The organism is Variovorax sp. R-27 (assembly GCF_049913215.1).
Taxonomy (GTDB): domain Bacteria; phylum Pseudomonadota; class Gammaproteobacteria; order Burkholderiales; family Burkholderiaceae_C; genus Variovorax.
The window spans coordinates 6,186,728-6,208,283 of sequence record NZ_CP183984.1; the positions used below are offsets into that span (position 1 = coordinate 6,186,728).

General features: G+C 66.8%; 20 protein-coding genes. 8 read left to right on the plus strand and 12 right to left on the minus strand.

Going from position 1 to position 21,556, the window contains the following annotated elements; all coding sequences use genetic code 11:
- The first annotated feature begins 64 nt into the window (after positions 1-64).
- The gene (locus tag ACN9MV_RS29030; protein WP_093056769.1) at positions 65-835 is read left to right on the plus strand and encodes an SDR family oxidoreductase; all 771 of its coding nucleotides are present in this window, start codon (positions 65-67) and stop codon (positions 833-835) included.
- A 595-nt stretch (positions 836-1,430) separates the two neighbouring features.
- Here ACN9MV_RS29030 and ACN9MV_RS29035 read toward each other — a convergent pair.
- The 5 genes from ACN9MV_RS29035 to glyQ are packed head-to-tail and all read right to left on the minus strand — an operon-like array spanning position 1,431 to position 6,868.
- Entirely contained in the window at positions 1,431-2,369 is a 939-nt protein-coding gene (locus ACN9MV_RS29035; protein WP_426393211.1) for a M48 family metallopeptidase, read from the minus strand.
- 41 nt (positions 2,370-2,410) lie between these two features.
- Positions 2,411-3,181, minus strand: a complete 771-nt coding sequence (locus ACN9MV_RS29040; RefSeq protein ID WP_093059866.1) for a lysophospholipid acyltransferase family protein — start codon at positions 3,179-3,181, stop codon at positions 2,411-2,413.
- The gene (gene gmhB, locus ACN9MV_RS29045) at positions 3,181-3,759 is read right to left on the minus strand and encodes a D-glycero-beta-D-manno-heptose 1,7-bisphosphate 7-phosphatase (protein ID WP_093059864.1); all 579 of its coding nucleotides are present in this window, start codon (positions 3,757-3,759) and stop codon (positions 3,181-3,183) included. Before gmhB ends, ACN9MV_RS29040 begins: the two co-directional genes overlap by 1 nt.
- 37 nt (positions 3,760-3,796) lie before the next feature.
- Positions 3,797-5,929 carry a glycine--tRNA ligase subunit beta gene (glyS, locus tag ACN9MV_RS29050; RefSeq protein WP_426390548.1) on the minus strand — a complete coding sequence of 711 codons (2,133 nt, stop codon included), beginning with the start codon at positions 5,927-5,929 and terminating at the stop codon, positions 3,797-3,799.
- Positions 5,930-5,944: 15 nt separating this feature from the next.
- Positions 5,945-6,868 (minus strand): glycine--tRNA ligase subunit alpha, encoded by a 924-nt coding sequence (gene glyQ / locus ACN9MV_RS29055; RefSeq protein ID WP_093059862.1) that lies wholly within the window; start codon positions 6,866-6,868, stop codon positions 5,945-5,947.
- A gap of 172 nt (positions 6,869-7,040) precedes the next feature.
- Between glyQ and ACN9MV_RS29060 the strand changes: the two genes are divergently transcribed.
- Positions 7,041-7,856: a phosphatase PAP2 family protein gene (locus tag ACN9MV_RS29060; protein WP_426390549.1), complete on the plus strand. Its 816-nt coding sequence runs from the start codon at positions 7,041-7,043 to the stop codon at positions 7,854-7,856.
- Positions 7,857-7,926: 70 nt separating this feature from the next.
- On the opposite strand, the gene ACN9MV_RS29065 is transcribed toward ACN9MV_RS29060, so the two are convergent.
- Positions 7,927-8,997, minus strand: coding sequence for an asparaginase (locus tag ACN9MV_RS29065; RefSeq protein WP_093059858.1), 1,071 nt, complete (start codon positions 8,995-8,997; stop codon positions 7,927-7,929).
- 177 nt (positions 8,998-9,174) lie between these two features.
- On the opposite strand from ACN9MV_RS29065, the gene ACN9MV_RS29070 reads away from it, so the two are divergent.
- Together ACN9MV_RS29070 and ACN9MV_RS29075 are read left to right on the plus strand one after the other, a co-directional pair.
- Complete coding sequence (locus ACN9MV_RS29070) at positions 9,175-9,852, plus strand: TetR/AcrR family transcriptional regulator (RefSeq protein ID WP_176929073.1); 678 nt, start codon at positions 9,175-9,177, stop codon at positions 9,850-9,852.
- Between the two features lie 155 nt (positions 9,853-10,007).
- Positions 10,008-11,618: a carboxypeptidase regulatory-like domain-containing protein gene (locus tag ACN9MV_RS29075; RefSeq protein ID WP_426390550.1), complete on the plus strand. Its 1,611-nt coding sequence runs from the start codon at positions 10,008-10,010 to the stop codon at positions 11,616-11,618.
- Between the two features lie 26 nt (positions 11,619-11,644).
- Here the strand turns inward: ACN9MV_RS29075 and ACN9MV_RS29080 are convergent, their stop codons facing one another.
- The 6 genes from ACN9MV_RS29080 to ACN9MV_RS29105 all read right to left on the minus strand — a co-directional run bounded on the left by ACN9MV_RS29080 (position 11,645) and on the right by ACN9MV_RS29105 (position 17,394).
- On the minus strand, positions 11,645-11,959 hold the full coding sequence (locus ACN9MV_RS29080; RefSeq protein WP_093078316.1) for a hypothetical protein: 315 nt from the start codon (positions 11,957-11,959) through the stop codon (positions 11,645-11,647).
- A 153-nt stretch (positions 11,960-12,112) separates the two neighbouring features.
- Positions 12,113-12,586, minus strand: a complete 474-nt coding sequence (locus ACN9MV_RS29085) for a hypothetical protein (protein ID WP_426390551.1) — start codon at positions 12,584-12,586, stop codon at positions 12,113-12,115.
- Positions 12,587-12,749: 163 nt separating this feature from the next.
- Positions 12,750-13,769: a Csu type fimbrial protein gene (locus tag ACN9MV_RS29090; RefSeq protein WP_354338736.1), complete on the minus strand. Its 1,020-nt coding sequence runs from the start codon at positions 13,767-13,769 to the stop codon at positions 12,750-12,752.
- Positions 13,766-16,177 carry a fimbria/pilus outer membrane usher protein gene (locus tag ACN9MV_RS29095; RefSeq protein ID WP_426390552.1) on the minus strand — a complete coding sequence of 804 codons (2,412 nt, stop codon included), beginning with the start codon at positions 16,175-16,177 and terminating at the stop codon, positions 13,766-13,768. Before ACN9MV_RS29095 ends, ACN9MV_RS29090 begins: the two co-directional genes overlap by 4 nt.
- A complete protein-coding gene (locus ACN9MV_RS29100) occupies positions 16,128-16,865 on the minus strand; it encodes a fimbrial biogenesis chaperone (protein WP_426390553.1) in 738 nt (245 codons plus the stop codon). Before ACN9MV_RS29100 ends, ACN9MV_RS29095 begins: the two co-directional genes overlap by 50 nt.
- 13 nt (positions 16,866-16,878) lie before the next feature.
- Entirely contained in the window at positions 16,879-17,394 is a 516-nt protein-coding gene (locus ACN9MV_RS29105; RefSeq protein ID WP_426390554.1) for a Csu type fimbrial protein, read from the minus strand.
- 328 nt (positions 17,395-17,722) lie between these two features.
- On the opposite strand from ACN9MV_RS29105, the gene ACN9MV_RS29110 reads away from it, so the two are divergent.
- The 4 genes from ACN9MV_RS29110 to ACN9MV_RS29125 all read left to right on the plus strand — a co-directional run bounded on the left by ACN9MV_RS29110 (position 17,723) and on the right by ACN9MV_RS29125 (position 21,540).
- A complete protein-coding gene (locus ACN9MV_RS29110; RefSeq protein WP_093059844.1) occupies positions 17,723-18,310 on the plus strand; it encodes an NAD(P)H-dependent oxidoreductase in 588 nt (195 codons plus the stop codon).
- Entirely contained in the window at positions 18,307-19,581 is a 1,275-nt protein-coding gene (locus ACN9MV_RS29115) for an amidohydrolase family protein (protein WP_426390555.1), read from the plus strand. The genes ACN9MV_RS29110 and ACN9MV_RS29115 overlap by 4 nt, the downstream gene beginning before the upstream one ends.
- 24 nt (positions 19,582-19,605) lie before the next feature.
- On the plus strand, positions 19,606-20,469 hold the full coding sequence (locus ACN9MV_RS29120; protein ID WP_093059840.1) for a creatininase family protein: 864 nt from the start codon (positions 19,606-19,608) through the stop codon (positions 20,467-20,469).
- Positions 20,470-20,556: 87 nt separating this feature from the next.
- The gene (locus ACN9MV_RS29125; protein ID WP_093059838.1) at positions 20,557-21,540 is read left to right on the plus strand and encodes an ABC transporter substrate-binding protein; all 984 of its coding nucleotides are present in this window, start codon (positions 20,557-20,559) and stop codon (positions 21,538-21,540) included.
- Positions 21,541-21,556 lie beyond the last annotated feature (16 nt).

Below are 21,556 nucleotides of genomic sequence, written 5' to 3' on the forward strand. Positions count from 1 at the left end.
GCGCGCACTAAGCTCGTTTCCTGAACTTGCATTGCCGATCTTTCATTCAGGAGACACCCGCACCATGGACACCACCCAACTCTTCTCGCTGAAGGGCCGCACGGCGCTGATCACCGGCGGCTCGCGCGGCATCGGCCGCATGATCGCAGAGGGCTTCCTGGCCCAAGGCGCGCGCGTGTACATCTCGGCTCGCAAGGCCGCAGCCTGCGACGAAACCGCGAAGGAGCTGTCGGCCTTTGGGCATTGCGTGTCGCTGCCTGCGGACGTGTCGACGCTCGAAGGTGCGCAGGCGCTGGTCGATGCCTATTCGAAGCACGAAGGCTCGCTGGACATCCTCGTGAACAACGCCGGTGCGGCCTGGGGCGCGCCTTATGAAGAGTTTCCCGAGAGTGGATGGGACAAGGTGGTGGACCTGAACCTGAAGACGCCGTTCTTTCTGACCAAGGCGTTGACGCCGATGCTGAAGAAGGCGGCGACGGACCATCTGGCGAAGGTGATCAACATCGCTTCTATCGACGGGATTTCGGTCAATCCGCAGGAGACTTATTCGTATGCGGCGAGCAAGGCTGGGCTGATTCAGTTGACTCGGCGGATGGCGCTGCGGTTGGCGCAGGATCGGATCGTGGTTAGTGCTATTGCGCCTGGTGCGTTTGCTTCTGACATGAACAAGTTGGCGCGGGACCATGGGGATGAGGTGAAGGGGCGGATTCCGGCTGGGCGCATCGGGGTGCCTGAAGATATGGCTGGGGCGGCTATCTACTTGGCCTCGCGTGCAGGGGACTATGTGATGGGGTCTACGTTGGTTGTGGATGGGGGGGTTACTCACGCTCGTTGAGTTTTTTCTTTCCGGGGCCGGGTCTCGGCCCGGCGGCCGACTCACTTTCTTTTGCTTCGCCAAAAGAAAGTAAGCAAAGAAAAGGCGACCCTGCTGTCTGCGTCCCTCCGCTTCGCTACGGGCAACCTGCGGTGCTCGACGTAGACGGGGGTCCGCAGAACTCGCTTCGCTCAAACAGCTGCGGCCCTGATCCCGTCTACGTCTGCGCTCCTCGGCGCAGCCAGAAGGGATGGGGAACCCAACAGGCCTTCGCTTCGCTCGGCCGAATATCCAATACCAACCACTGCAGGCGCTGCGCGCCTGCAGTGGCACCGGGGCCGAGCGAAGCAAAGGCCCGTTCCGTCTCCCCTCCCCTCTGGCTGCGCCGAGGAGCGCAGCGTTTCGCGGATCAGGGCTCGCCCTTGTCTGAGCGAAGCGAGTTTGGGCGAGACCCCGCGAAACGCGAGCACCGCAGGTTGCCCGTAGCGAAGCGAAGGGTCGCAGACAGTGGGGTCGCCTTTCTTTTGCCTACTTTTCTTTGGCGAAGCAAAGAAAAGTAGGTCGCCCGCCGGGGCGAGTCCCGGCCCCGGGAAGCAAACCCATACCAACGACAAATTCAGCCCCAGCGAGGAACCGCTTCATCCTTCAGTTGCCGCCGCAGCAAGTCGTAGTCAGGCACAACACTCTCAACCGTCTCCCAGAACCGATGCGAGTGATCCATAACCCGCAGATGCGCCAACTCATGCGCAACAACGTAATCGATCACCGACAGCCGAAAGTGAATCAACCGCCAGTTCAGCCGAATCGACCCATCCGCACTGGCACTACCCCAGCGCGTCGAAGCATTCGACAGCGACAGCTTCTGCCACTGCACCCCAAGCAGCGGCGCAAAGTGATCCAACCGCTCGATGAACAGCTTGCGCGCCTGCCGCATCAACCACGCCTGCGCCGCATCACGAATCTGCGAAGGCTCGGCGTTCTGCGCCACAGCCAGCCGCAGCACCCGCGGCCCACCTTCTTCAACAACGTCGTCAAGCGTGCCGCCAACACTCGCAAAGCCATGCTTCGGATCAAGCCGCATCACAACCGGCTCGCCCAAGAACGGAAATCCGGCCCCATCCTTCCATTCGATGCGAGTGGCCTCGACGCGCGCATGGCGCTGCTGCGTTTCCGTCAGCTTGCGCAGGATCCAGTCCGACTTCTCATGAATGGCCGCATCGACATCGCGCAGCGCCACCCAGCGCGGCGCGCGCACCGACAGCCCTTCGGCCCCGACGAGAAAGCCGATCGTCTTGCGCTTGCCGCGCTTGAATTCATAGGCCACGCGCGCGGAGCCGAGCACCACTTCGCGCGTGGCCTGCGGATGCGCGAAGTTCGCAAGCGTCAGCGTGTCGGCCAGCGGCACCGCGGGTGGCGCATGCGGGTCGACGGGTGCGGGCGGAGCCAAAGGCACGGCCGGCGGTGCCACCAGCTTCGGCTTCTTCACCCTGCGCGGCCGCGCAGGTGCGGGCGCTGGCGGCGCAAACTCGCTGCCCAGCCCCTCGAAAAGATCCATCGTGAACCGAAGCAATCCCATGACGGGCTCTCTTTTCCTCTTCAGCTCACCGCTTCTTGCGTGGGCTGCAGAGGGCTGTCGACATACGCCTCGGGGTCGAGGCGGCGCATCTCGGCCTCGATCCAGGCCTCGACCTCGCGCATCAACTCATCAGGCTTGCGGCCCACGCTCGGAATCGCCGGGCCGATGGACACATCGACCACGCCCGGGCGCTTGATGAAGGCCTTGCGCGGCCACACCTTGGCCGAGGTCACGGCAATGGGGATCACCGGCACGCCGGTCTCGCAGGCGAGCCTCGTACCGCCGCTCTTGTAGGTGCCCTTCTGCCCACGCGGAATGCGCGTGCCCTCGGGGAACATGATGATCCAGATGCCCTGCGCGAGCAGCTTGCGGCCCTGGTTCACCACCTTGTTGAAGGCCTGCGCACGCTGGCTGCGGTCGATGTGGATCATGTCCAGCCGCGCCATCGCCCAGCCGAAGAAGGGGATGTAGATCAGCTCCTTCTTGAACACGTAGGCCAGCGGGTGCGGCATCAGCGTGGGCATCAGGAAGGTCTCGAGCGTGGACTGGTGCTTCACCAGCAGGACCGCGCCGGCGAGCTTGTCGGTCGGCAGGTTCTCCATGCCGCTCACGCGGGTCTTGATGCCCAGCAGCACGCGCGCGCCGCCGATGGCCCAGCTGAGCCATTGCTCCGCCATCCAGTAGAGCGGAATGCCGCGCTTCCAGAGCGAGCTGACGCACATGATGATGCCCCAGGGGATCACGGTGACGAGCATCCACAGCGCGTGGAGAACGGAACGGAAAAACGCCATCAGACAGCCACCTGCAGTGCGGCCCGCGCTTCGCGCGCGAGCAGAAAGTCGACAAAGGCGGCGAGATCGTCGTGGACCAACGTGTTCGCCGGGTATTCGGAAGGCAGCGGATCGACGCCGCGGCAGGCCGCGCCCATGCCCGTGAGCAGCAGGTGCGGCTCGCAGCCGGCAGCCGCGCCCGCCTGCAGGTCGCGCAGGCTGTCGCCGCAGGTCGGGGTGCCCTTGAGGTCGATGCCGTAGCGGTCGCCGATCTGCAGGAACAGGCCGGGCCTGGGCTTGCGGCACTCGCAGCCCTCGTCGGGGCTGTGCGGGCAATAGAACACCGCATCGACCTTGCCGCCCACGGCCGCGAGCATCTTGTGCATCTTGGCGTGCATCGCGTTGAGCGAAGCCATGTCGAACAGCCCCCGGCCCAGCCCCGACTGGTTGGATGCAATCACCACGTGCCAGCCCGCATGGTTGAGCCGCGCCACGGCCTCGAGCGCACCGGGCAGCGGCGTCCACTCGATGTCGCTCTTCACGAAGTCTTCGCGGTGCACGTTGATCGTGCCGTTGCGGTCGAGGATGACGAGTTTCATGGTGGTGCCACTCCTGGGGGAGGCGTCGTGAATGAGCTCAGACGGCCAGCCGTTCGAGCTGCGCCACGCGGTTCATCGCAGTGTGCAGCGACATCAGCAGGCCCAGGCGGTTGAGCCGCAGGTCGGCCTGTTCGGCGTTGACCATGACGCCGTCGAAGAAGGCGTCGACCGGCTCGCGCAGCACGGCCAGCGTCTGCAGCGAGGCGGTGTAGTCGCCAGCTTCGAACTGGGCGTTGGCAGCAGGCACGACTTGCGCCATGGCTGCGTGCAGCGCCTTTTCGGCCGGCTCCTGCAGCAGCAGCTCGCTGACGTGCGCGTCGGCTTCGGGGGCCTTCTTGAGGATGTTGCCGATGCGCTTGTTCGCAGCTGCCAGTGCGGCGGCGGCGGGCAAGGCGGCAAAGGCGCGCACGGCGGCCAGCAGCTTGGGCACTTCGCCCAGGCGCTGCGGGCGCGGGGCCAGCACGGCATCGACTTCCTGTGCGCTGGCGCCCTGCTCGCGCAGGCTGCCGGCGAGGCGATCGAGGATGAAGTCCTGCAACTCGCCCGTGGCGCGGCTGCTTTCGAAACCGGCGATACCGCTGAACTGCGCGGCCGTGTCCTGCAGCAAGGCGTCGAGGCCCAGCGGCAGGTCTTTCTCGATCAGCATGCGGATCACGCCCAGCGCGTGGCGGCGCAGCGCGAACGGGTCGCGGTCGCCGGTGGGCAGGTTGCCGATGCCGAACATGCCGACCAGCGTTTCGAGCTTGTCGGCCAGCGCGACCACGAGGCCCACGCTGTTGCGCGGCAGCTCGTCGCCGGCAAAACGCGGCTTGTAGTGGTCTTCGATGGCGTCGGCCACCGATGCGTCGAGCCCGTCGTGCAGCGCGTAGTAGCGGCCCATGGTGCCCTGCAGCTCGGGGAACTCGCCGACCATGTCGGTCACGAGGTCGGCCTTGGCGAGTTGGGCGGCCTGCGTGGCGTGCGCGGCCAGCGCGGTGTCGCCGATCTTCTCCGCAATGCCGCGCGCGATGCGCATCACGCGCTCCACGCGCTCGCCCTGCGTGCCCAGCTTGTTGTGATAGACCACCTTGCCCAGCGACTCGACGCGCGAGGCCAGCGACTTCTTGCGGTCCTGGTCGAAGAAGAACTTGGCGTCGGCCAGGCGCGGGCGCACCACGCGCTCGTTGCCTCCGATGACCGCGCTCGCGTCGTCGGGGCTGATGTTGCTGACGACCAGGAACCTGTTTGTGAGCCTGCTCGATGCGTCGAGCAGCGGAAAGTATTTCTGGTTGGCCTTCATCGTGAGGATCAGGCACTCTTGCGGCACTTCGAGGAACTCGCGCTCGAAGCTGCAGACCAGCACGTTGGGGCGCTCGACCAGCGCGGTCACTTCGTCGAGCAGCGCGTCGTCGTGGATGGGCACCGAGCCGCCGCCGACCTTCACCGCGGCCGCTGCAAGCTGGCGCGAGATTTCGGCGCGGCGGGCTTCGAAGCTCGCGATGACGGCGCCGTCTTCCTGCATCTGCAGCGCATAGCTGTTGGCGTCGCGCAGCACGACCGGATCGACCGCCGCCTCGAAGCGATGGCCGTGCGTTTCGCGGCCGGCCTTCAGGCCCAGCGCTTCGATGGGCACCACGGCGTCGCCATACAGCGCCACGAGGCCGTGCGCGGGGCGCACGAAGCTCACGCTGCTCCAGCCCGGCATTTCGCAACCGCTTTCGAGCTGGTAGCTCATGACCTTGGGAATCGGCAGCTTGGCAATCGCCTCGGCCAGCGCCTTCTGCAGGCCTTCGGCCAGCGTGGCGCCCTTGGCGGTGCTTTCGTAGAACAGGGCTTCGGCCTTGCCGTCCATCGCGCGCTTCAGGCCAGGCACGGCCGAGGCGTCGGCGCCGAGCGCGCCCAGGCGCTTGAGCAGCGCGGGCGTGGGCTGGCCCGAGGCGTCGATGCCCACGGCCACGGGCATGAGCTTTTGCGACACGGCCTTGTCGGCGGCGCGCTCGGCCACGTGCGTGAGGTGCGCGGCCAGGCGGCGCGGCGAGGCGTAGGCGGTGAGCACCGAGCCGGCTTCGGCCAGGCCTTGCGCCACCAGTTGTTCGCGCAGCACACCCGCGAAAGCATCGCCGAGCTTCTTCAGTGCCTTCGGCGGCAGTTCTTCGACAAACAGTTCGACCAGCAGGGAGTTCTTGTTCATGGGGGTCGTCATCGCTCAGGCGGCCTTCTTCGGGGGGATCTGCGCGACCCATTCGCGCGGCGCCATCGGGAAGCCCAGGCGCTCGCGGCTGTCGTAGTAGCTCTGCGCCACGCTGCGCGCCAGGTTGCGGATGCGGCCGATGTAGGCCGCGCGCTCGGTCACGCTGATTGCGCCGCGCGCGTCCAGCAGGTTGAAGCTGTGCGCGGCCTTCAGCACCTGTTCGTAGGCCGGCAGCGCGAGCTGTTCGGTCATGAGGTGCTTGGCCTGCTTTTCGTGCGCGTTGAAGGCGGTGAACAGGAACTCGGCGTCGCTGTGCTCGAAGTTGTAGGCCGACTGTTCGACTTCGTTCTGCTTGAACACGTCGCCATAGGTGAGCTTGTTGCCGCCATGGCCTTCGGTCCACACCAGGTCGTACATGTTTTCCACGCCCTGCAGGTACATGGCCAGCCGCTCGAGGCCGTAGGTAATTTCGCCGGTGATCGGCTTGCAGTCGAGGCCGCCGACCTGCTGGAAGTAGGTGAACTGGGTCACTTCCATGCCGTTGAGCCAGACCTCCCAGCCTAGGCCCCAAGCGCCGAGCGTGGGGTTCTCCCAGTCATCTTCCACGAAGCGGATGTCGTTCTTCTTCAGGTCGAAGCCCAGGGCTTCGAGACTGCCGAGGTAGAGCTCGAGGATGTTCGAGGGCGCCGGCTTGAGCACCACCTGGTACTGGTAGTAGTGCTGGCCACGATTGGGGTTCTCGCCATAGCGGCCGTCCTTGGGCCGGCGGCTGGGCTGCACGTAGGCGGCTTTCCAGGGTTCGGGGCCGAGCGCGCGCAGGAAGGTGGCGGTGTGCGAGGTGCCCGCGCCCACTTCCATGTCGTACGGTTGCAGCAGCGCGCAGCCCTTGTCGGCCCAGTACGACTGCAGTTTGAGAATGATTTGTTGGAAGGTCAGCATGGCTCTGCGTGAAGGCGGCCGCCCGGTGGGAGAAGAACCCGCGGCGCAACGAACCGGCTATTTTACGAGGCAGCGGGCGGTCAGGAACGGGCCGCTATGCTCGGCCTCCCCTTTTGGAACTCCTGCCGACACGCCGTGATTCGCCTGCTCCTGCCGTCCGCCCGCCTCGCCCATGCCCGTTGAAGATGCCGCATTGATCGCCCTGGGAGAGCGCCTCGGCGCCCAGGCCTGGCCCGGATTCCTGATTCTTCTCGTCGCGTTGACCGCGGCCGCCGGCCTCGCGGCCTGGGGCTTCGAGCACCTGCGGCGCCGGCATGCGGCGCAGCCCGAGCCAGGCGCCGGACTGCTGTTCGGCGGACTGGCCATCGGTGCTGCGTCGGTGGTCGCACTGGCCTGGCTGTTCGCCGAAGTGGCGGAAGGCCTCGGCGACGGTCGGCCAATGGGCCTGCTGGACGAGACGATCAGCCGCGCCGTGGGCGCGCACACGCCGCTGGTCGTGAGGGAGGCGTTCTCATGGCTCACCCACATGGCCGACCCGATCGTCGCAGTGCTGCTATGCGTCGGCGTGGCGGTGGCGCTGTGGCTTCGCGGGCACCGCGGTTTCGCGGCTGGCTGGGTCGCAGCCATCGCCGGCAACGGGGTGCTGAACCACGTGCTCAAGCTCATCTTCGAGCGCGCTCGGCCGGTGCACGACTTCGGCTTCGCGCAGGTGTCGGGCTATTCCTTTCCGAGCGGCCACAGCTCGGGCTCGATGGTGCTCTACGGCATGCTGGGCTATTTGGGGCTGCGCATGCTGCCGCCGCGCTGGCGGGTGCCGTCGGTGATGGCGGCAACGGCGGTGGTCGTCACCGTGGCCTGCAGCCGCATCTTCGTGCGGGCGCACTTTCCTAGCGACGTGCTCGCGGGACTGTGCTCGGGCGGTGCCTGGCTGGCGATCTGCATCGCGAGCATCGAGTACGCACGGCACCATCGCGGCACACGCACATGAAAAAAGGCCGCAGCGGCTTGCACCGCTGCGGCCCGATCCGGGAAGGGTGCCGAATGCACCCGAGGGGAGATCAGTACTCCCAGAAGATGCGCTGCAGTTCCTTGGTGTTGTTGGTCTTGGTCAGGGCAACCATGGCCAGGATGCGCGCCTTCTGCGGGCGCAGGTCGTGCGCAACCACCCAGTCGTACTTGTCGTCGGGCTGCTCGGCGTTGCGAATGACGAAGCCGTCGGGCACGCGCGCGCTGCGAATCACGATCACGCCGTCGGAGCGCGCCTTCTGCAGGTTCGGAACGATGCGGTCGGCCACCGAGCCATTGCCCGTGCCGCCGTGGATCAGCGCCTTGGCACCGCTCTTGGCGATGGCGTCGATGGCCACCGACGACACGCCCTCGTAGCCCATCGCGATCTCGACCGGCGGCAGCGCGGTGATGCTGTCGATGTCGAATTCCGAGTTCATGGTGTGGCGCTTGACCGGTGCGCGGAACCAGTAGTTCTTGCCCTCGACGATCATGCCCAGCGGGCCCCACTGGCTGGAGAACGCATTGGTCTTGATGTTGACGTTCTTGCTCACGTCGCGGCCGCTGTCGATGTTGTCGTTCATCGTCACCAGCACGCCCTTGCCCATCGCGTCCTTGCTGCCCGCCACGTTCACGGCGTCGTACAGGTTGAGCGCGCCGTCGGCCGACAGCGCAGTGCCCGGACGCATCGAGCCGACCACGACGATCGGCTTGTTGGTGTGCACGGTCAGGGTCAGGAAGTAGGCGGTTTCTTCAAGCGTGTCGGTGCCGTGGGTGATGACGATGCCGTCCACGTCCGCTTGCTTCGACAGTGCCGATACGCGCTTGGCCAGCGTCAGCAGGTTGTCGTTGGTCAGGCTTTCCGATGCGACCTGGAACACCTGTTCGCCGCGCACGTTGGCCACCTTGGAGAGCTCCGGCAGGCCTGCGATCAGCTTCTCGACGCCGACCTTGGCGGCCGCGTACGTGGCGCTGTTGACGGCCGAGGCACCGGCACCGGCGATGGTGCCGCCAGTGGCGAGGATCACCACGTTGGGCAGTGCCTGCTGCGCCTGCGCAAGCGCGCTGGCAGCCAGCAAAGCGGCGCCGGCCGCGAAGGCACGGAAACGGGGAGAGAGGTACATGGAGAACTCCTGTGTTGAGGTGGAATTTTTCGGGGCGGCGAGGAAGATACATGAACCGTGCCCGCATGCCCTGCCTGCCCATGCCGGCATGGCATGCGGTCATGCACGAGGGCCGGGACGGCCCGGACAAGGGCGAGGTATTACCATCGACCGCGCGCCCTGCCGCCCACCGCCATCATGAACGCCGATCCCGCCGCCCTCCCCGTCTCGACCGCCCAGGAAATGCCCGCCCCCGACGGCCCGCTGTCGCGCGCGCGGCCCGGGCGCGAACGCATCATGGCGGCGATCCGCACCGCGGCGGTCGCCGAGTTCAGCCTGCACGGCCTGAAGGGCACCTCGACCCAGGCCATCGCGGCGCGCGCGGGCCTCACCAAGCCCCAGCTTCATTACTACATCGCCGGCAAGGAAGAGCTCTACGAAGAGCTGCTGATGCAGGTGCTGCATGCGTGGAAGGTGGTGTTCTCGTTCGAGGACGCGAACGACCCTGCCACGGTGCTCGGCGACTACATCCGCAAGAAGCTCGACCACGCCATCGACAGCCCCGAGATGTCGCGCATCTTCACGCGCGAGATCCTCGACGGCGGCCGCAACCTCGACCGCTACTGGCCCAACGCACGGGCCTGGACGCAGAAGAAGGTGGACATCATCAACGGCTGGATCGCGCGCGGGCTGATGCGCCCGCTCGACGCGCGCATCCTGCTGATGCACATCTGGGCCATGACCCAGAGCTATGCCGACTACGCGATCCAGACGCGCGTGATGCTCGGCCTGCCGCCCGACGCGCCCATCGATCGCGAACCGATCGCGCGCGAGCTCGTAGCCTTCGTGCTCAACGGCTGCGGCATCAAGGCCTGAGCAAGCGGCCCTGTCTGGGCCAATCCTTTCTTCTTACTCCCGCGACGCGGTGACTTTCGGCACTGGCGACGCCGCGCCTGCGCGCCTACCTTCGCACGCTCGCTGCCCGGGTTGTCCGGTTGCGGCGAATCACGAACACAAAGGAGAGAGGGATCATGAAAACGAGGATGTTTTTTGCCGCGCTTGCGGCAGCAGTGGCACTGGTGGCCTGCGGCGGAAGCGACGGAGGCGCGGGCTTCGTCACCCTGCCCCCACCCGACCAGAACGCACCGCCGCCGCCGCCACCGCCTCCACCACCGCCGCAGCAGACCAACGCGAAGGTCAGCGGCCGCGTGACGAATGCACTCGACGGCCAGGGCGTCGCGCAGGTCACGGTCGCGGCCGCCGGCGTCTCCGCCGTCACAGGCGACGACGGCAGCTATTCGCTCGCCGAGATTCCGCCGAATGCGTCGGTGCTGCTGAGCTTCTCGAAGGCCGGCATGGTGCCGCAGAGCCGAGCCACGGCCGCGCTGAGCGGCTCGGGCGCATCGACGGTCGTCAACGTGCCGATGCTGCCCGTGGCGGTGACCGAGACCTTCGACGGGCAATCGGCGCACGACGTTGTCGTTCCGGGCTCGACCGCGATGGTCCGCCTGAGCGCCAACTCGCTTCGCCGCCCCGACGGCAGCGCGCCTGGCGGACTGGTGACCGCACGGGTGACGCCCATCGCGCCGGCCAGCGACGTCAACGTGATGCCCGGCAACTACCTCGCCGCCACGGACGGCGGCAGCGCGCCGATGGAGAGCTTCGGCGCGCTCGACGCCAGCTTCACGGATGCCGACGGCACGCCGCTGAACCTGGCCGCGGGCACCAGCGCGACGGTGCGCATCGCCCCGTCCTCGCGCGCCGGCACGCTGCCGCCGTCGGTGCCGCTGTTCTTCTACAACACGGCCACGGGGCTGTGGGTGCAGGAAGGCTCGGCCACGCTGCAAGGCACCGCGCCCAACCAGTACTACGAAGGCACGGTGACGCACTTCACCACCTGGAACGCGGACCAGATCTACAACACCGTGCGAATCAATGGCTGCGTGCAGGATGCGACGGGTGCGCGAGTCGCAGGCGCACTGGTGGCTTCCGAAGGCAAGTCGTACACCGGCCAGGCAACTGCGCTGACCAATGCGAACGGCGAGTTCTCGGTGGCCGTGAAGCGCACCAGTTCGGCCTTCGTGGTCGCCACCACCGCCAGCGAGATCTCCAATGCGCCGACGGTGAACGTCGCGGACGAGGACGTGCCGCTGGGCAGTTGCCTCGAACTCACGCGCTCCGCGCTGTCGATCAAGCTGACCTGGGGCGAGCGCCCGCGCGACCTCGACTCGCACACGCTGGGCGCCAACGCCGACGAACACGTTTACTACAGCGACAAGGGCAGCCTCGCGGCCGCGCCTTTCATCGCGCTCGACGTGGACGACGTCGACAGCTTCGGCCCCGAAGTGACGACCTTCGCCAAGCTGGCCAAGAACCGCACCTACCGCTTCTACATCCGCAACTTCTCCGGCACCTTCGATCCGGGACAGACCGGCTCTCCTGCGCGGGTCGAGGTGAGCAACCGGGGTGCGCAGACGGTGTTTTCGCCACCCGCCGGTGAAAGCAGCAGCACGGACTACTGGCATGTCTTCGACGTGCGTACGGATGAAGCCTGCAATGCGTCGATCGTTCCAGTGCAGCAGTTCCTGGCCGATCCGCCGGTGTCGCTCGATACGAGCGGCAACGCGCAGTATTGCAACTGACGCGACGGCGCGAGCACGCGCCCGTCCTACAGCCCGTGCACGACCCAGGTGTCGCCCGGCGCTGTAGGCACGCGCAGCGTGTTCTCGCCGACGCGCGCAAAGCGGTACTCGTGCCCGCCGAGCACGATCGACTTCATGTTGGTCCAGACGCGGTAGTCATACCCCTCGGCGGTCGGCGTGACTTGCAGCACGCGGAACACCGGCAGCACGACTACTGTGATGCGCACCCGCGCCGTCGCGGAATTGCTGCCGAAGCCGCTCTCCGCCACGCACAGCATCGGCGCGAGCAGCAACGACGCGGCCAGCGCGCAGCGCGCCGATTGAAGCCAATTTCCCGTCATAAGGCCCGATCCGTCCGAAGAACATGAGCTTCGGGCGCTGCATCGGCGCCCGACCTCCGGATATCGGCGGAAACGGGAAGAAGTGCAGGGCTCAGGCGGCTTTTTTCTCAGCGGTCCTTCCGGACCCGGAAGGCGACATCCAGGGCAAGGCCCCTAGTAAGTCACCGTCACCCGCGTCGCGTTGCTGCCGTCGCCGGCCGGAGCGGCTGCGGCCTGCGGCGCAGCGCCGCCCGTGGTCGCCGCCATCGCACCGATCGCGCCGCGCCAGGCGGAGCCGAGGCTGTCGCGGCCATCGGCATCGGTGCCAGCCACCATGAACGTCGTTTCTCCGACCTTGTCGAACCGGTACTCGCGCCCCTTGATGAGCACCGACTTCATGTTGGTCCAGACACGGTATTCATGCCCTCCCTTCACGGGCGTGACCTCGAGCACCTTGAAAGTCGGGAGAACGACTATCGTCAAGTCGAAGCGGCCCGTGGCGCTGTTCATGCCGCGCGTCGGCTCCGCGGAACTGAGCTGCAGCGGCAATGGCAGCAGGAGCAGCAGCACGCCGACGGCGGCCAGCGGTGGCACCGTTCGCGGTGATTGCAGCGCAGCCGCCCTTGCAAAGCGCCTGTTTCCGGACATGGGAACTCCTCCTCGCAACCTGGATGGGAGGCATCGCATCGATGCCCAACCCGGTTTATCGGCAGAGTCTCGGGAAAATGAAGGCAGTCCGGGCGCTATTCTTCGCGCATTGCCTGCAATTTGCCAGCAGGCTTTTCCGTGTCGGCAAAGCCGCCGGTGCAGCTCAGTAGGTCACGCCGACCGTCACGACGTCAAGGTAGCTGTCCGGCCGCACGTTGACGCTGGCGCCCAGAACGCGGCCATACAAGGTCAGCGCCTGGACCTGGCCGGTGCCCGTGCCCGCGACGGTGTTGGTTCCCGTGACGCCGCCCCAGGGACTCGTGCGGGCGGCATTGCTGTAGAGCCGGTAGGCCACCGTGTCGGTGTTGCCGGGCACGCCTCCGGTCGGCGTCATCGCCCCTGCACCGGTGGTCGCGTTGTTGGATGGCGTCAGCGCGACCGTGTAGGCCGTGGGCGTCGTGCAGGTGACGTTGATGGTGCTGATCTGGTCGATGTTGGCCCCGCCCGGGAGGCCCGCGACGGAGCCGAAGTTCAGCGGATCGGCCGTGACCAGGCAGCTCTTGGCGATGGTCGCGCTGACGATGAAGGCGAACTGGTCCGCCACCGCTGTGCCGCATGTCGTCGGCGGGGCGTTCGTGCTCGACGTCAGCGTGATCGAGGTATGGATTCCGGCGAAGTTGTCCTGGTACGCGCCCGGAGGCACGGTGGTCTGCAGGGCAATCAGCTCCCCTCGCATCGTGGTGCTTCCCGAGGAGGTGGTGGACCGGGCAGGAATGGCGATGTTGATGGTGTACGGGTTCGGCACCGCGGCGTTGCCGCTCGAGCCCCAGATCGTGCTGGTCGTCCCCTGGTAGAGCTGGAACTTCAAGGAGTCGCCCGCGCCGCTCTTCATGACGCGCGGATTGAAGTTCGTGAGACCTTCGTTGCCATCGCCGATGTTGAAGCAGACCCTCGCGTACTCGGTAGTGTTGGTGTTGCCGGTCTTGGTGCAGGTGTAGCTCAGCGTGGCGGTGGCGGGCGTGGGCGTGCCGCCGGCGACCAGGTCGACCGTGCCGAAAGCCACGGCCGTCATCGTCGCGGTGCAATTGATTGACGCCTGCGCGCTGCCCGCCGACAGCAGCCACAGCAGTGCGCAGAACAGAGGCAGGCGCAGGGCGCGCAAAGTACTGGTCAGAAGACTCATGGCGTCTTGGCCTCCCTGGCGCAGCGCAGCGGCCCGATCTGCGGGATTGCCACGCCGTCCTTGCGATAGTCGAAGCTGGTCCGGCAGGCGCCGCCGGGCGTCTGCACATCGAGCGTGTTGTGGGCCTGGAGCGATTCGAGATACACCGCGCCATCGAAGCCGACCAGCGCCGGCTCGCCATCCTGCCCATTGGCGCGCACGCGGCTGCCCAGCGGCAGGGGCTTGCCCGCCTCGTCCACCAGCAGCAGCGCGGCCGCGCTGACCGGCGTGATGCCGAATCGCACCATCGTGCCGGAGCGGTCGCTCGGCGTGGCGACCGTTTTCACGCGCTCGATCTTCACGTCGGCGGGCAACTGCATCGGATCGATGGACAGCTGGTTGCTCTGGTAGGACCGCAGCGGCGCCACCAGCAGCATGCCCTTGTCGTCCGTGGTGCCGATGTCCCGGTTCTCCAGCCTCACGGGCACGCCGGCAATGCCGTCGGTGGAGACCACCGCAAAGGCATCGTCGATGCGCCGGGCCGCGAAGGGCTGGCCGCCCATGAACGCGATCGAACCGGTGGCGCCGGCGTAGGCGTAACGGTTGTCGCCGAGCACGCTGATGCCGGCCATGGCGCGGCCGTAGCGGCCCAGGTAGTCGATCTCGGCCTGTCCGCCGTTCTGGCCGCCGCCCTGGCGCAGGCCGGCGCGCCAGCCGATGCCGCCGTCGCCCGGCATGGAGCTCTGCGCATCGGCGGTGTAGACGGTCTGGCCGCGGTCGCGCTGGATGCCGGCGCTGGCCGTGACCTTGCCGTCCAGCGCCCAGGTAAAGCCGACGAAAAGGCTGCGTTCCCGGCGGTTGTCCAGGTTCTGGTTGAGGCTCACGTTCATCGAGGCACTGGATCCGATCGCCCTGAACCAATAGACACTGGCCAAGCGCGTCGCCTCCTGCGCCGGATAGCGCAGATAGAGGTAGCTGAGGCCGAAGCTGCCGAAGTCCTTGGTGGTGTAGCCGATCGACGCCCGGCCCGAACCGCTCGGCGGCGCGCTGCCGTACAGGGATGCGACGTCGCGGTACTCGCCGCGCGTGCGCGTGCCCTCGACCGCGAAATTGAACTGGTTGTCGCGCCAGCTGTAGCCCATGCTGAGCAGCGAGCCCCCCTCCCCGCGATAGCTGCTGCGCGCCACGGCGCCAGTGAACACGCCGCTCTGCCCGAGCAGCCATGCGCCGCCGACGCCGCCCTTGACCAGCCCCCTGGTGGCCTCGCCGTGCGCCTCCAGCGTGAAGCTGTTGCTCACGCCGTAGCGCCAGACGCCGGTGGCGGCGGGGTCGCTGCCGTAGTCGTTCGAGCGCAGGCCGTAGTTCTTGCGCACCACGCCGAGATCGACGGACCAGTCGGACAGGCCCTCCCCCAGCAGCCGCTGCGTGTCGTACAGCGAGAAATCGAGTGTCGTGGCACGGCCGAAGGCGTCGGTGAGAACCACCTGGGCGTTGCCCGCGCCGTTGATGCTCGGAACCGTGTTGAGCTGGAAGGGCCCCGCCGGGACCTGGCCGGTGTATTGGCGCAGGCCGTTGATATAGAGCTCCACCTGCGAAGGCAGCGTGGCCGACCCCAGGAACGCCGGCAGCGGGGTGGTGGTGCGATAGGGTTGCAGCGAAAAATTGCGCGAAAGCTGGATGCCGCCGATCCGGGTGGAGCGCGACCACGGCAACGATGCGGTGGTGGTGTCGCCCACGCGCAGCGTCAGCATGTCGTCGGGGAACGACTGGCTCCAGGTGGTGTCGAGCCGGACCGAATCGTGCTGCCAGCCTTCGCTGTCGACGCGGGTCGCGCGCGACATCATCGTGCTGCTGAACACGCTGGTTCCGCTGAACGCGCGCACTTCGGCGAGCGCGTTGAGGCTGGAGTTGTTGCCCCGGCCCTGCGTGCCATAAAGGTCGTAGTTGAGCAGCAGGCCGGGCGAGGCGCTGGCCTTCGGCGAGACGACCGTCGACGTGTTGACCACGGTCCTGGGCAGGCGCAGCACGTCGTCGGGGGCGTTGATCGAAAGGGTCTGCCTTGCGGTGTCGTACGACACCTGCACCCCGGGAAGGCTCTTGAGCCGCACGGGATCGGACGCGCCCGCCGGCAAGATGAAGCCCAGTTGCCGCAGCGTGGTGGCACTGGCCCAGAGCTCCTGGCCGCGCAGGCCGAAATGCACCAGCCCCTGCGGGTTGCCGTTAAGGCTCAGCTCCAGATAGAGGTCGCTGCCGGTCGGGCCGGTAAGGTCACTTTCCGCGGCGGACGCGACCAGCCATGAGCTCGGGCCGGCTGCGGCGCCCTCGGCCTGAGCAGCAAACGGCATCAGACCGGGCAGCAGCAGCAGTGGCAACAGGCGCTCAGCGGACGCGTTGAAGCGGCGGGATTTTTTCCTGCGTCGCGTTGCCATTGATCTTCGTTTCCAGAACGCCGCCGCCAGCAAAGGCTTCCGCGGGTGTCTTCAAAGGCCAACGCATGCTCGCACCCGGCAGGACGTAGCCCATCAGGCCGGCCTGCACTGCGGTGCGCCGGCCGGCGGTATCGACAAAATCCAGATCGGCAAGCTGGGCGTGCATCCCGCCGCCGTTGGCGACTTCGAGCACCGCCTGATTGCCTTCGCGGCGCAGCGACCACGTGAGTTGGGGCGCGGCCGGCTGTGCGCCAGCGGCTGCGGCTGCGATGAAGATGGGCACCGAATAGCGCAGCACGAGCTGCAGGCCCTTCTTTTCCTTCATCTCGACCGGCAGCTCGTCGATGATGACCCGGTACGAGTTCTCGACCGCGCCGGCGGGAACCCCGGTGCGGATGACGCGAATCAACTGCCGCTCGGACGGGGCGAGCTGCACCATCGGCGGGCTCACGAGGAGCTCGCGCGAGGGCGTCAGCTTTTCGCCACCATTCTCCTGCGACCACTGATAGACCCGCACCTGTGCGTGCACCACGTCTTCACCAGTGTTGCTGAGCCAGAGGCCATCCGCGTTCTGGGTGGCCTGGAGGGTCAGCGTGACAGGAGAAACCTGCAGCCCGCTCGCCGAAGCGGCCGCGTGCGCCAGCAAGGCGAACGCGAGGACAAGGGTGCGGCGCAGCAAGCGGTGCACAGTCGGCAATCGATCAGTAGTTGACCTGGACGGTCACGGTGTCGCGGTAGTCGCCAGGCGTCACGTTGACGCTCGCGACCGTCGCAAACACGGGGATCGACTGGGCCGCGCCGGTGCCGGTGCCGGCCACACCATTGCCAACCGCAGTGGGCGTGGCGGTGTTGCCCCAGATGGGACCTGTCGCGCTCACCGAGCGAAGCTGGTAGGCAATGGTGTCCGGGCCAGCCACGACGGGACTCATAAAGCCGGCGCCGGAGGTGCCAGTGGCGGCGGTGCTCGCGGGCAGCAGGCCGATGTTGTAGGGCGTCGACTTGGAGCAGGTCACGCTGATGTTGCTGCTGGCCGACAGGGCGGTGGCGGAGGAAAGCTGCGAGCCGAAGTCGATGTTCGATGCCGTACCTGCCGTGACCGAACAGGCCTTGGTCACGGTGATGAGGACCTGGAACGTGGAGGTGGCCGTTGCGGCTACCGCCGCGCTGGTGGCCATGGCGGCAAGGACGGCTGCAACGATGAGGGAAGGTTTTTTCATGAGGAATGCCTACAGGTGTAAGTAAGACGGAGCTCTTGGTGAATCGAACGGAAAATGAAGTCCAAAGTTCACAACCTTGGAAATGTGAATTTTAGTTAACAATTAGAAGAATGGGTGTGCAAGTGTTACGTAAAGCGTGGAGCCTTCGCTCTTCTCGTTGTGTTTTTGCAGACTTCCGTGACTTTTGTTACGGAATCCGATCGACCTCGGAGGCGGCCTTTCGACCTAACGTCGCCTGATCGCCACGTAGAACCAAACCGGTGCATCCACACTGGCACGTCGCTTGCATAACCTGACCACTTGCTCTGATTAAGCGGTCAAACACACCATGCGCGTGCTCGTCGTCTACTGCCATCCGGTCGAAACCAGCTTCCACGCCGCCCTGCACCAGGAGGTGCTGAAGAACCTGCGCGCCGCCGGGCACGAGGTGGACGACTGCGACCTTTACGCCGAGGGCTTCAACCCGGTGCTGTCGCGAGAGGAGCGGCTGGGCTACCACGACGTGCCGGCCAACCAGCTGCCGCTGAAGCCCTATGTGGAGCGGCTGCAGTGGGCCGAGGGCATCGTTTTCTGCTTTCCGACCTGGTGCTTCGGCCTGCCGGCGATGCTCAAGGGCTACTTCGACCGGCTCTTCATGCCGGGCGTGGCCTTCGACATCAGCGACCCGGCGAACGTGAAGCCGATGCTCACGCACATCAAGCGCATCAGCGCCGTCGTTACCTACGGCCGGCCGCGCTGGATGGCGATCTACATGGGCGATCCGCCGCGCAAGATCGTCACGCGATACATGAAGCGGCTGACCGGGCAGCGCGCGAAGGTGGACTACCACGCCCACTACCACATGAACATCGCGACCGAGCCCCAACTCAAGCGCTTCATGGCGCGCGTGGGGCAAGCCATGGCGCGTTTCGCATGAACGCGCCCTCGCTCCTCGACAACGTGCGGCTGCCGCGCTGGCTGCTGCCCACGGGCTGGCCGCAGCGCGACGGCGTTCCCATGCTGGCGCGCATTGCGATCGAAGCCGGCCGCGTGCAATCGGTGCAACCCGCCACGTCCGCAGCGCCGTCGTCACCGTCAGCCTGGAACCTTGCCGGCACACTGGCCCTGCCCGGCTTCGTCGACGCCCACACCCACCTCGACAAGGCCTTCACCCTGCCGCGCATGAAACAGGTGCAGCCCGGCCTGCTCGGCGCCATCGACGCGATGCTGAGCGACCGCGTGCACTGGACGCCCGACGACGTGCGCGAGCGCGCCGCGCGCGGGCTGCAGTGGGCATGGGAGTGCGGCACCACGCACGTGCGCACGCACGTCGACTGGTGGGAGCCCGACTCGGTGGCGATGGCCTGGCCCGTGATGGCCGAACTGGCGCAGGAATGGGCCGGCAGGGTGCGGCTCGAACAGGTGAGCCTCATCAAGCTGCCGCTGTTCGAAGACGCGGCGCAGGCGATGCGCCTCGCAAAGCAGGTGAAGGCCACGGGGCCGCATGCGTTGCTCGGCGGCTTCGTTCACTCCACCAACTGGAGCGAGAACGCGCTGCGCAACCTGCTGGTGTCGGCGCAGGCCTGCGATCTCGACATCGACCTGCATGTCGACGAAGAACTCAACGCCTCGGCGCTCGGCCTGCAGACCACGGCGCGCATCCTGCGCGAGATCGGCTACGAAGGCCGCGTGGTCTGCGGACACATCTGCGCGCTCGCTGCCCAGCCCGAGGCGCAGGCCTTCGCCACGCTCGATGCGGTGGCGCGTGCGCCGATCACGGTCGTCTCGCTGCCCGCCACCAACCTGCTGCTGCAGGACGCCGTTACCGGCCGCACGCCGCGCCAGCGCGGCATCACGCTGGTGAAGGAAGCCCGCGAGCGCGGCATTCCGCTGCTGTTTGCCAGCGACAACGTGCAAGACCCCTTCTGCCGGCTCGGCAGCTTCGACCCTGTCGAAGCGCTGGGCACGGCCGCGCTGGTGGCGCAGCTCGACGAGCCCTTCGACACCTGGTCGCAGGCGCTGTGCCGCAGCGACTGGCTGCAGCGCGCACCAGCGCCCGCCACGCCCACGCTGGTGGGCCGCGCCGCCGACCTGGTGCTGTTCACGCAGGCCGACCGCCATGGCTGGCCTTCGCGCACCGCCACCCGCGTGGTGCTGCGCGATGGCCGCGTGACGCACGGCGACGCGACGCCCTTCCTTCCCCGGTAACGAACGAACGCACAAGGATTCCCCATGCTCCACGGCTACATCCCGCCCCACCGCTTCCTGCCCTACCTGAGCTGGACTGAAATCGCCGCGCTGCCCGACCGCGAGAACACCGTCATCGTGCTGCCCTGCGGTGCCATCGAGCAGCACGGGCCGCACCTGCCGTGCTCGGTCGACAGCGTGATCTGCTCGGGCGTGATGGGCAAGGCACTGGAGAAGCTGCCCGCCGAGGTGCGCGCCTTCGCGCTGCCGACCATCACTTATGGCAAGTCGGAAGAGCACCTGCACTTCCCCGGCACCATGACGCTCACGGGCACCACGCTGCTGTCGACGGTGATCGAGATCGGCGAGTCGGTGTACCGCTCGGGCTTTCGCAAGCTGCTGTTCGCCAACGGCCACGGCGGCCAGCCACAGGTGCTGGAAATGGCGGCGCGCGAACTGCGCCTGCGTCACGGCGACTTCGTGATCGTGCCGCATGGCGTGTCGCGCCTGCCGAGTGCGGCGAGCAAACAGGTGAGCGAGCAGGAGAAAAAGCTCGCGATGCACGCCGGCCATTCCGAAACCGCGCTGATGCTCGCGCTCGCGCCCGACACGGTGCACATGGAGCGCGCGGTCGCCAACTTTCCGCCGCCCTTCCCGATCAAGCTGCTGTCGGCCGACGGCCGCCCGGCCTGCGCATGGACCGCGCGCGACTTCGGCCCCAGCGGCGTGATCGGCGACCCGACCACGGCCACGCGCGAGCAGGGCGAAGCCATTCTCGACACGCTCTCCGACAGCTGGGTGCAGGCGCTGACCGAGCTGTACGCGCTGCGCTGGGTCGTGCGCGAAGAAGCCACCTGGGAGCGCGGCCATCAGCAGGGCTTCATCCAGCAGAGCTTCCAACCGGCCTGAGGTGGGCCTGAGCCCGCTTCTTGCAACGGCCACTTCGCTTTCTCGCTTCTTCTTCCTTCAACTCCCTGCCCTCTAGAGGTTTCCACCATGCGCTCCTTCGCACTGTCCCTGGCCGGCGCCGCCGCCATCGCCTTCCTCGCCGCCGCGCCCGCGCAGGCCGAGGACAAGTTCACCTACATGACCAACTGGTACGCGCAGGCCGAGCACGGCGGCTTCTACCAGGCAGTGGCGCAGGGCATCTACAAGAAGTACGGCCTCGACGTGACCATCAAGATGGGCGGCCCGCAGGTCAACATCACGCAGATGATGGCCGCCGGCCAGGCCGACTGCATCATGGGTTCGAGCGACATCCAGATGATGCAGGTGCGCGAAGGCGGCGTGCCGGTGGTCAACGTGGCGGCCTTCTTCCAGAAAGATCCGCAGGTGCTGATCGCCCACGACGACGTGAAGAAATTCGAAGACCTGAAGGGCAAGACGCTGCTGATCGGCGCGCAGGCCCAGCGCGGCTACTGGCCCTGGCTGAAGGCCAAGTTCGGCTTCACCGACGAACAGACGCGGCCCTACACCTTCAACATCCAGCCCTTCGTGGCGGACAAGAACACCGCGCAGCAGGGCTACCTGACCTCCGAGCCCTACGCCATCCAGAAAGCAGGCGTGAAGAGCACGGTGCTGATGTTCAGCGACCACGGCTTCCCCGCGTACGCGACCACCGTGTCGTGCATGGATAAGACGGTGAAGGAGCGCAGCAAGCAGGTCGCCGCGTTCGTGAAGGCCTCGGCCGAGGGCTGGAAGAGCTACCTCGCCGACCCGGCGCCCGCCAACGCGCTCATCAAGAAAGACAACCCCAACATGACCGACGACCAGCTGGCCTACAGCGTGGCCAAGCTCAAGGAGATGGGCATGGTCACCGGCGGAGACGCGGCCAAGCTCGGCATCGGCGTGATGACGGATGCGCGATCCAAGGCGAGCTACGACTTCCTCGTGACTGCGAAGCTGCTCGACCCGGCCAAGGTCGAACTGGCGAAGACCTACACGACCGAGTTCGTGAAAGACGCCAAGGTCCTGCCCTGACAAGCCTCAGCCTTTC

Coding starts and splice junctions, on each gene's coding strand:
- gmhB (WP_093059864.1), bottom strand. CDS start 3,759: ATGAAACTCGTCATCCTCGACCGCAACGGCACGATCAACGTGCACCGC.
- ACN9MV_RS29085 (WP_426390551.1), bottom strand. CDS start 12,586: ATGTCCGGAAACAGGCGCTTTGCAAGGGCGGCTGCGCTGCAATCACCG.
- ACN9MV_RS29095 (WP_426390552.1), bottom strand. CDS start 16,177: ATGGCAACGCGACGCAGGAAAAAATCCCGCCGCTTCAACGCGTCCGCT.
- ACN9MV_RS29090 (WP_354338736.1), bottom strand. CDS start 13,769: ATGAGTCTTCTGACCAGTACTTTGCGCGCCCTGCGCCTGCCTCTGTTC.
- ACN9MV_RS29035 (WP_426393211.1), bottom strand. CDS start 2,369: ATGGATCTTTTCGAGGGGCTGGGCAGCGAGTTTGCGCCGCCAGCGCCC.
- glyQ (WP_093059862.1), bottom strand. CDS start 6,868: ATGCTGACCTTCCAACAAATCATTCTCAAACTGCAGTCGTACTGGGCC.
- ACN9MV_RS29125 (WP_093059838.1), top strand. CDS start 20,557: ATGCGCTCCTTCGCACTGTCCCTGGCCGGCGCCGCCGCCATCGCCTTC.
- ACN9MV_RS29060 (WP_426390549.1), top strand. CDS start 7,041: ATGCCCGTTGAAGATGCCGCATTGATCGCCCTGGGAGAGCGCCTCGGC.
- ACN9MV_RS29110 (WP_093059844.1), top strand. CDS start 17,723: ATGCGCGTGCTCGTCGTCTACTGCCATCCGGTCGAAACCAGCTTCCAC.
- ACN9MV_RS29115 (WP_426390555.1), top strand. CDS start 18,307: ATGAACGCGCCCTCGCTCCTCGACAACGTGCGGCTGCCGCGCTGGCTG.
- ACN9MV_RS29040 (WP_093059866.1), bottom strand. CDS start 3,181: ATGGCGTTTTTCCGTTCCGTTCTCCACGCGCTGTGGATGCTCGTCACC.
- ACN9MV_RS29030 (WP_093056769.1), top strand. CDS start 65: ATGGACACCACCCAACTCTTCTCGCTGAAGGGCCGCACGGCGCTGATC.
- ACN9MV_RS29075 (WP_426390550.1), top strand. CDS start 10,008: ATGAAAACGAGGATGTTTTTTGCCGCGCTTGCGGCAGCAGTGGCACTG.
- ACN9MV_RS29105 (WP_426390554.1), bottom strand. CDS start 17,394: ATGAAAAAACCTTCCCTCATCGTTGCAGCCGTCCTTGCCGCCATGGCC.
- ACN9MV_RS29065 (WP_093059858.1), bottom strand. CDS start 8,997: ATGTACCTCTCTCCCCGTTTCCGTGCCTTCGCGGCCGGCGCCGCTTTG.
- ACN9MV_RS29120 (WP_093059840.1), top strand. CDS start 19,606: ATGCTCCACGGCTACATCCCGCCCCACCGCTTCCTGCCCTACCTGAGC.
- ACN9MV_RS29070 (WP_176929073.1), top strand. CDS start 9,175: ATGAACGCCGATCCCGCCGCCCTCCCCGTCTCGACCGCCCAGGAAATG.
- ACN9MV_RS29080 (WP_093078316.1), bottom strand. CDS start 11,959: ATGACGGGAAATTGGCTTCAATCGGCGCGCTGCGCGCTGGCCGCGTCG.
- glyS (WP_426390548.1), bottom strand. CDS start 5,929: ATGAACAAGAACTCCCTGCTGGTCGAACTGTTTGTCGAAGAACTGCCG.